6 protein-coding genes are annotated in these 7255 nt (G+C 35.7%); all 6 read right to left on the bottom strand.

What is annotated here, in order from left to right; genetic code table 11:
• Positions 1 to 183: 183 nt before the first annotated feature.
• Positions 184 to 576, bottom strand: coding sequence for a hypothetical protein (locus tag Q0093_RS14535; RefSeq protein ID WP_297931915.1), 393 nt, complete (start codon positions 574 to 576; stop codon positions 184 to 186).
• Between the two features lie 213 nt (positions 577 to 789).
• Positions 790 to 1140, bottom strand: a complete 351-nt coding sequence (rplT, locus tag Q0093_RS14540; RefSeq protein ID WP_022389765.1) for a 50S ribosomal protein L20 — start codon at positions 1138 to 1140, stop codon at positions 790 to 792.
• A gap of 116 nt (positions 1141 to 1256) precedes the next feature.
• Positions 1257 to 1454, bottom strand: a complete 198-nt coding sequence (gene rpmI, locus Q0093_RS14545; protein WP_009317128.1) for a 50S ribosomal protein L35 — start codon at positions 1452 to 1454, stop codon at positions 1257 to 1259.
• A 59-nt stretch (positions 1455 to 1513) separates the two neighbouring features.
• The gene (infC, locus tag Q0093_RS14550) at positions 1514 to 2023 is read right to left on the bottom strand and encodes a translation initiation factor IF-3 (protein ID WP_294177555.1); all 510 of its coding nucleotides are present in this window, start codon (positions 2021 to 2023) and stop codon (positions 1514 to 1516) included.
• Positions 2024 to 2087: 64 nt separating this feature from the next.
• Complete coding sequence (gene thrS, locus Q0093_RS14555; RefSeq protein ID WP_297931919.1) at positions 2088 to 4028, bottom strand: threonine--tRNA ligase; 1941 nt, start codon at positions 4026 to 4028, stop codon at positions 2088 to 2090.
• Positions 4029 to 4408: 380 nt separating this feature from the next.
• Positions 4409 to 6430 carry a tetratricopeptide repeat protein gene (locus tag Q0093_RS14560; RefSeq protein ID WP_297931922.1) on the bottom strand — a complete coding sequence of 674 codons (2022 nt, stop codon included), beginning with the start codon at positions 6428 to 6430 and terminating at the stop codon, positions 4409 to 4411.
• Positions 6431 to 7255: the final 825 nt, after the last annotated feature.

Consider the following 7255-nt stretch of genomic DNA (forward strand, 5'->3'; position numbering starts at 1 on the left):
TAGCGCACCTGCTTTGGGAGCAGGGGGTCCCAGGTTCGAATCCTGGTACCCCGACACAAAAAAAAGGAAGTTAATATATTTAGCTTCCTTTTTTCATTTATTTCGGTATGATTTGGAGAGTTAAAAGGTAATTTTAACAACGCAGCCAATAATTTAGCATATCAAGCAAATAAAAAATATCAATTACCAATCATCAGAGTCTTCCCTAACCGTTTGTATTGATGCTGCCAATTTCTCTAAATCTAAAAATATACTATTTGATTTCCGTTCACTTTTTACTTTAATATCTTTCCAAACCTTATTATGAAAAGACTTTTGCGCCCTCTTATCTGTATAATTTTCCGCAATGGTAATTAGCCATAAATTACAAGTTGGAGCATTACCTTTTTTATTTTCATGAACAAAATTTGACATTTCAACTTTAAACCGACTCCAGTAGAAAATGTATAAAAATAAAGGCAAACCATTAAATAGTCTGCCTTTTATAAAGAAAGGTTGCATCGTAGGATGCGATGAAACTCCGAATAACAGGATTTGAGTGCCCCCTTCCTTTGTAATCCACCGTGCATAACGCATACCTCTCGGCGTGGCCCGCCATTAGAAGAGAAAGCTTTGTTCTCGGTATTTCATAAGATTTGATGAGTTTCCCAATCTACTAGGATGCAACCTTATGTCTTACTCGCTTTCTGTATTACAAATATAGTAAAAGTAGCACAATAATCAAATTTTTAGGACAAAAAAATAAGGCTTCTTGTATAAGAAACCTTATTTTATATATTAATAAATGAGTTAAGCTTTCTTTGCTTGCTCTACAATAGCCTTGAAAGCATCATTATTGTTCATTGCCAAATCTGCAAGAACTTTGCGATTGATTTCAATACCGGCTTTATGCAAAGCTCCCATCAATTTGGAATATGACATGCCTTCCAAACGAGCCGCTGCATTAATACGCTGAATCCACAATGCTCTGAACTCGCGTTTTTTAGCTTTACGGTCACGGTAAGCATAGGTTAAACCTTTCTCCCATGTATTTTTAGCTACGGTCCAAACATTTTTTCTAGAACCATAGTAACCCTTGGTTAATTTTAAAATTTTCTTTCTTCTTGCTCTTGAAGCAACGTGATTTACTGATCTTGGCATAGTTTTTACTTGTTTTGAATGTTAGCGTCACCTCCTCACGGGATGATCTTCAGGCTATGACATTCGGTTAATAAAATTTTAAACTCGCTTTTTGCTTTAAATAAAAAATCGAAGGCTTATTTCAAGCACAATAACTCTTTCACGTTATTGATATCTGCAGAAGATACAAGAGTGAAATGAGTAAGATTTCTTTTTTGCTTTTTAGTCTTTTTCGTCAGAATATGACTTTTGAAAGCGTGTTTTCTTTTGATTTTTCCTGATCCGGTAAGGACGAACCTTTTTTTGGCACCGGAGTTAGTTTTCATCTTTGGCATCTTACTAAATTTTAATTTATGTATTACTAAAACATATAATATTGAGTCTCCTCAATTTTCTACTTTTTCTTAGGAGTAAGCATTATAATCATGCGCTTACCTTCTAAAACGGGCAATTGCTCTACTCTGCCATAATCTTCCAAATCATTGGCAAAACGAAGTAAAAGCACTTCCCCTTGTTCTTTGAACAATATAGAACGCCCTTTAAAGAAAACATAAGCTTTGACCTTCGCACCTTCTTCAAGGAAACCTTTGGCATGCTTTAATTTAAAATTATAATCATGATCATCAGTCTGAGGTCCGAAGCGAATCTCCTTTACGACCACTTTAGTCGATTTAGCTTTCTGTTCTTTTAATCGTTTTTTCTGCTGATAAAGGAATTTCTGATAATCCGTAATCCGACAAACAGGAGGAACCGCATTTGGAGAAATTTCTACAAGATCGAGTTCTTGTTCTTCTGCAATACGCAAAGCGTCTTGAATAGAATAAACTCCTTGTTCGACATTTTCTCCTACCAATCTAACTTCTTTTACCTTAATTTTTTCATTGGTACGGTACAACTCTTTCATTCCTTCATTTTTCTTTGAAGGATAATTTTTATTAACTCCTAAATTGTTTTTTTTCTCCATTCAATTACCATTGGGTTATCATTCTTTCAACTTCTTCAGTCAGAAGTTCGGCAAAGGTAGTAATTTTCATCGAACCTTTATCACCTTCACCCTGTTTTCTTACAGAAACTTCTTTATTTTGTTCCTCTTTCTCACCGACAATGAGCAAATAAGGAATTCTTTTCAGTTCATTATCACGTATTTTCCGTCCGATTTTTTCATTTCGGTCATCTACAGTCGTACGTATATCCTGCATTTCGAGTTGCGCGGCAACTTCATGTGCATAGCCGTTATATTTTTCACTAATAGGCATCACGACAACCTGCTCCGGAGTCAACCACAAAGGAAATTTTCCGGCAGTATGTTCGATAAGAACCGCAACAAAACGTTCCATTGAACCGAACGGCGCTCGATGTATCATAACTGGACGATGTTTTTGATTATCGCTTCCTGTATATTCAAGCTCGAACCGTTCCGGTAAATTATAATCGACCTGAATAGTTCCCAACTGCCAACGGCGTCCGATAGCATCTTTTACCATAAAATCGAGTTTCGGTCCATAAAAAGCGGCTTCTCCCAATTCTACTCTGGCATTTAAGCCCTTTTCTTCACAGGCCTCCACTATAGCTCGCTCTGCTTTTTCCCAATTTTCGTCAGAACCGATATATTTTTCCCGATTATTCGGATCACGCAAAGAAATTTGAGCTTCGAAATTCTTGAAATCAAGAGCTTTGAATATAATGAATATAATATCCATTACTTTTAAAAATTCTTCCTTCAACTGATCGGGACGACAAAAGATATGAGCATCATCTTGAGTAAATCCTCTAACTCTTGTCAAACCATGCAATTCTCCGCTTTGTTCATAACGATATACTGTTCCGAATTCTGCAAATCGCAAAGGCAATTCTTTATATGAACGAGGAAAAGCTTTATATATCTCACAATGATGAGGACAATTCATGGGTTTCAACAAAAATTCTTCACCTTCTTCAGGTGTATGAATAGGCTGGAAAGAATCTTTACCATATTTGGCATAATGTCCGGACGTCACATATAATAATTTATTACCGATATGGGGAGTTATGACCTGTTGATACCCAAATCGCTTCTGAATACGACGCAAGAAATTTTCAAGCCGGTCACGTAAAAGAGCTCCCTTCGGAAGCCATAATGGTAATCCCTGTCCTACGGCCTGTGAGAATGTAAATAGTTCTAATTCTTTCCCGATTTTTCGATGATCACGTTTTTTTGCCTCTTCCATCAAAGCCAAATACTCGTCTAACATTTTCTTTTTCGGGAAAGAAATGCCATATATACGTGTCAGCTGATGACGTTTCTCATCACCTCGCCAATACGCTCCAGCAAGAGATGTTATTTTCACTGCTTTAATCGGAGCGGTATTAGACAAATGCGGACCTCGGCAAAGATCGGTAAAGTTTCCTTGCGTGTACGTAGAGATCGTCCCGTCTTCCAATTCGGTAATTAATTCTACTTTATATTCTTCGTTCCGCTCTCCAAACATTTTCAAAGCATCGGCTTTTGATATATCATGCCGTACAATCGCTTCTTTTTTAGAAGCAAGTTCAGCCATTTTAGCTTCGATAGCTGTAAAATCGCCTTCTTTAATAGGTGTATCGCCCGGATCTACATCATAATAAAATCCGTTCTCTATCGCCGGACCGATTCCGAACTTTATACCGGGATAAAGTTCTTGTAATGCTTCGGCCAACAAGTGGGCTGATGAATGCCAAAACGCATGTTTACCCTCCGGATCATCCCATTTAAATAATTTTATAGAGGCATCTTCATTTATAGGACGAGAAATATCCCATTCTTGCCCGTTTATCGAAGCTGCGAGAACATCCTGAGCCAAACGAGGACTAATACTTTCGGCTATCTGCAACGGAGTAGTTCCCTTAACGAATTCTTTAACCGATTGATCGGGAAAAGTTATTTTTATCATAATCTTTGTTTTCTTGTTGCGCATAGCATTAATACAACACGCAAAATGTAACAATTGTTTTTTATAATTCTTATTTCCTAAGTCTCTATAGAAAGAGATATTTTATCAAGAGCACAAAAGTAATAATTTTTTAGAGCCTGTTTAAATTTTATGGCAATATTTTTTTAACTATTCGATAAGATGATTTTCAGACCTTTTAAGGACCGATCTAAATTTTCCGATAAAAGTTTATATCCAGACTTGTTGAGTCTGCTTCCGATCAGGTCTCTTACTCCTACACGTCACGTAGTCTGCTACTCTCCTTATCGGGACTGAAAAATGCCTCTAAAACAGTTCTCAAAAAATGTCCGTGCAAGTCTTAATGAATGTATTTTAAAAACTCAATCTCCCAGTCTTTTAATAATATTATAAGCAGAAACTATTCCTAATTCTCCGGCCTTACTCAAGTCGGCAATACCTTTTTGAGTCTCACCTAAAAAGACATACACTAATCCTCTATTAAAATATGCATCTGAGAAATCCGGACGTAAACGAATCGCTTCATTATAATCAGCTAAAGCTGCCCGAAAATCTTTTTGTGCACATCTTACATTAGCTCGATTATAATAAGCGTAAACGAATTGCGGCGCCATTTCTATAACTTTATCGTAATCTCGAAGAACCATCTCATAATCCATTCCGACCGATTCTTTTTTATTTGACGATGAATTGGGTAATAATATCGATGATGCCGGACTCTTTGATAAACCAAATGTTTCGGAAACAGATTTATTATTTTGAGCATCGAAATCTTGGGTAGAAGCTCTATATTCAATTTGCTTAAACCGGACGACCGCTCGCATAAAATAAGCCAAAACAAAATTATCGCTTAACTGTATCACTCGGTTCAGATCATCTAAAGAACTTGCAAAATCTTGTATCAACATAAAATCGAGAGCTCGTCCGAAGTACGGGACTGCATTACGCGGATTTATTTCTATCAACTTCGAATAATCATTGATCGAAACAAAATGTTTATTAATTTTTGCAGAGTCCAATGCCATCTCAGCATTTGTCAATAATACCCGATAAGGTAATATCCCGGCTCTATTCAGATTTTCAACCTCAGGAATAAAAGAAATTGTCTGTTTCACCTGATCTGGTCTTTCATAATATGTAAGAACAAATGCCGGAGCTATCTCTACATTAAAATTCTTATCTTGTACCCTACCTCTTATCTCATTAGTATATTTACTCTTCATGTCGGTATTGTCCGCAACCAGCAATCGATCAAATTTATTTATATTTTTGTCAGATTCTTTTCTTACCTTATCAGCATCTTTCTCTGAAGTATTATTTTCAGATTCATCGACATTATCTGCAACTTCTTCATAATTTTTATTCGTATTCTTTTGTTCCTCATAAAGTTTCATCGCCTTCTGATAATCAGATTTTCCTCCGGAAATATCTCCCGATTTTCTTTTCGCTTCAGAACGGGCATAATATCCAGAATAAAAATCCGGATATTGATTCAATACTTTATTATAATCTTTGACCGCAGCCCTATAATTTCCTAATTCATCATATAATACTGCCCGATTATAGTAAGCAAAATAATTATCCGGTTCATACTTCAATACAAAGGAAAAATCTTCTATTGCTTTATTTTTTTCACCAACTTGAGCTCTCAACAGACCTCGATTATAATGAGCCATCAGATTATTAGGATCGATCTCCACTACTCTATCATAATCGGCCATCGTACCTCTCAAATCATCCAAATGATATTTTATCAATGCCCGATTAATATAATAAGAAGACATATTCGGGTCAAGCCGTAGAGCTTCATTCATGTCCGCCAAAGCATCTTGATAGTCTTTTGTATACTGAAATTTAATAATAGCCCGTTGTGCGTATGCATACGAAAGATGCTTATCTAAAGAAATAGCTTTATCTATATCTTTGATCGCTTTCAAAGTATCTTTTTTTTCCAACCAAAACTGACTCCGACTCAAATAACCGTTATAATAAGACGGATGGATCGAAATAAGTTTATCAAAACTTTTTTCTGCATCATCATATTTTTTAAGCTGGACTTCTGCTATCGCTTTATTTCCCAAAAAGGTCCGATCTTCAGGAACATATTTCAAACCTTCATTGTAATCATCGATCGCCCCTTGGTAATCTCCTAAATTCTGACGGGCAATTCCTCGAACCTGATATGCTCCTGTAATAAAAGGATTGCGTTCGAGACATAAGTTACAATCTTCCTCTGCACCTCTGAAATCTTCCAAACTTAACTTGGCAGCAGCCCTATAAAAATAAGGTTCTGCCATATAAGGTTTTACCTTTATAACTTGATTAAAGTATTGTATAGAAAGTATGTAATCTTCAAAATAGAGAGCGTTGCGACCAATATTCATTACACGTTCCGTATTCAATTGAGCTTGAGTCGGAACGAGAAAACTTATTAATCCCAAAAATAACAAAATGATTCTTTTTAAATATACCATCATACGGGAAAACTGTATTTTCATTTTTCGGCATCTTCTTTTTTAACCTGTCGTCCATATAGGTTTAAGAGCCTGTCTAAATTTTCCAATAAAAAAATACTATCAGGTCATCTTTGCGTTTTCTTCCGGTCTTTTTGAATCTTTTTTCAGACTGTTTTTCTGTTTCTATACATCTTGCAGCCTACTACTGCTTCCCTTATCGGAACAAAAAAACATCGGCGAGAACAGTCATCAAAAAATGTCCTGTAAAATTTTGACAGACTCTAAATCGCAAATGTAGGGATTTTATAGTATAAAGTTTTACTCTATCATCATATTTTATAGCTTTTTCTTTCTTATAAACATGCAAAAGTTTTTATTTATCATTACTCAATAAACTCATTCTCCTGAATTACACAAGAATTTTATAAATCATAATGCCACACTCATTTATCGGAATAAAGACATTCTATAAAAAATTTAGACGACTGACTCTAAGAGCCTGTCTAAATTTTCCAATAAAAAAGTACTATCAGGTCATCTTTGCGTTTTCTTTCGGTCTTTTTCCCCGTTTTCACTCGTCAGATAGCCCGCTATCATCCTCCTAAAAACAGAAAAACATACTCGAAAGAATCTCGCAAATCTGACCTGAGCAAAATTGAGACAGGCTCTAAACGATATGAAAAACTTGAAATATAAAAAGGTAATTATATACGAATTAACCTTGCTGTCTTTATTTAGAATCATTCCAAATTT

Origin of the sequence: uncultured Coprobacter sp., from assembly GCF_947855755.1 — a bacterium.
Classification (GTDB): Bacteria; Bacteroidota; Bacteroidia; order Bacteroidales; family Coprobacteraceae; genus Coprobacter.

Coding starts and splice junctions, on each gene's coding strand:
- rpmI (WP_009317128.1), bottom strand. CDS start 1,454: ATGCCAAAGATGAAAACTAACTCCGGTGCCAAAAAAAGGTTCGTCCTT.
- Q0093_RS14560 (WP_297931922.1), bottom strand. CDS start 6,430: ATGAATATTGGTCGCAACGCTCTCTATTTTGAAGATTACATACTTTCT.
- thrS (WP_297931919.1), bottom strand. CDS start 4,028: ATGATAAAAATAACTTTTCCCGATCAATCGGTTAAAGAATTCGTTAAG.
- rplT (WP_022389765.1), bottom strand. CDS start 1,140: ATGCCAAGATCAGTAAATCACGTTGCTTCAAGAGCAAGAAGAAAGAAA.
- Q0093_RS14535 (WP_297931915.1), bottom strand. CDS start 576: ATGCGTTATGCACGGTGGATTACAAAGGAAGGGGGCACTCAAATCCTG.
- infC (WP_294177555.1), bottom strand. CDS start 2,023: ATGAAAGAGTTGTACCGTACCAATGAAAAAATTAAGGTAAAAGAAGTT.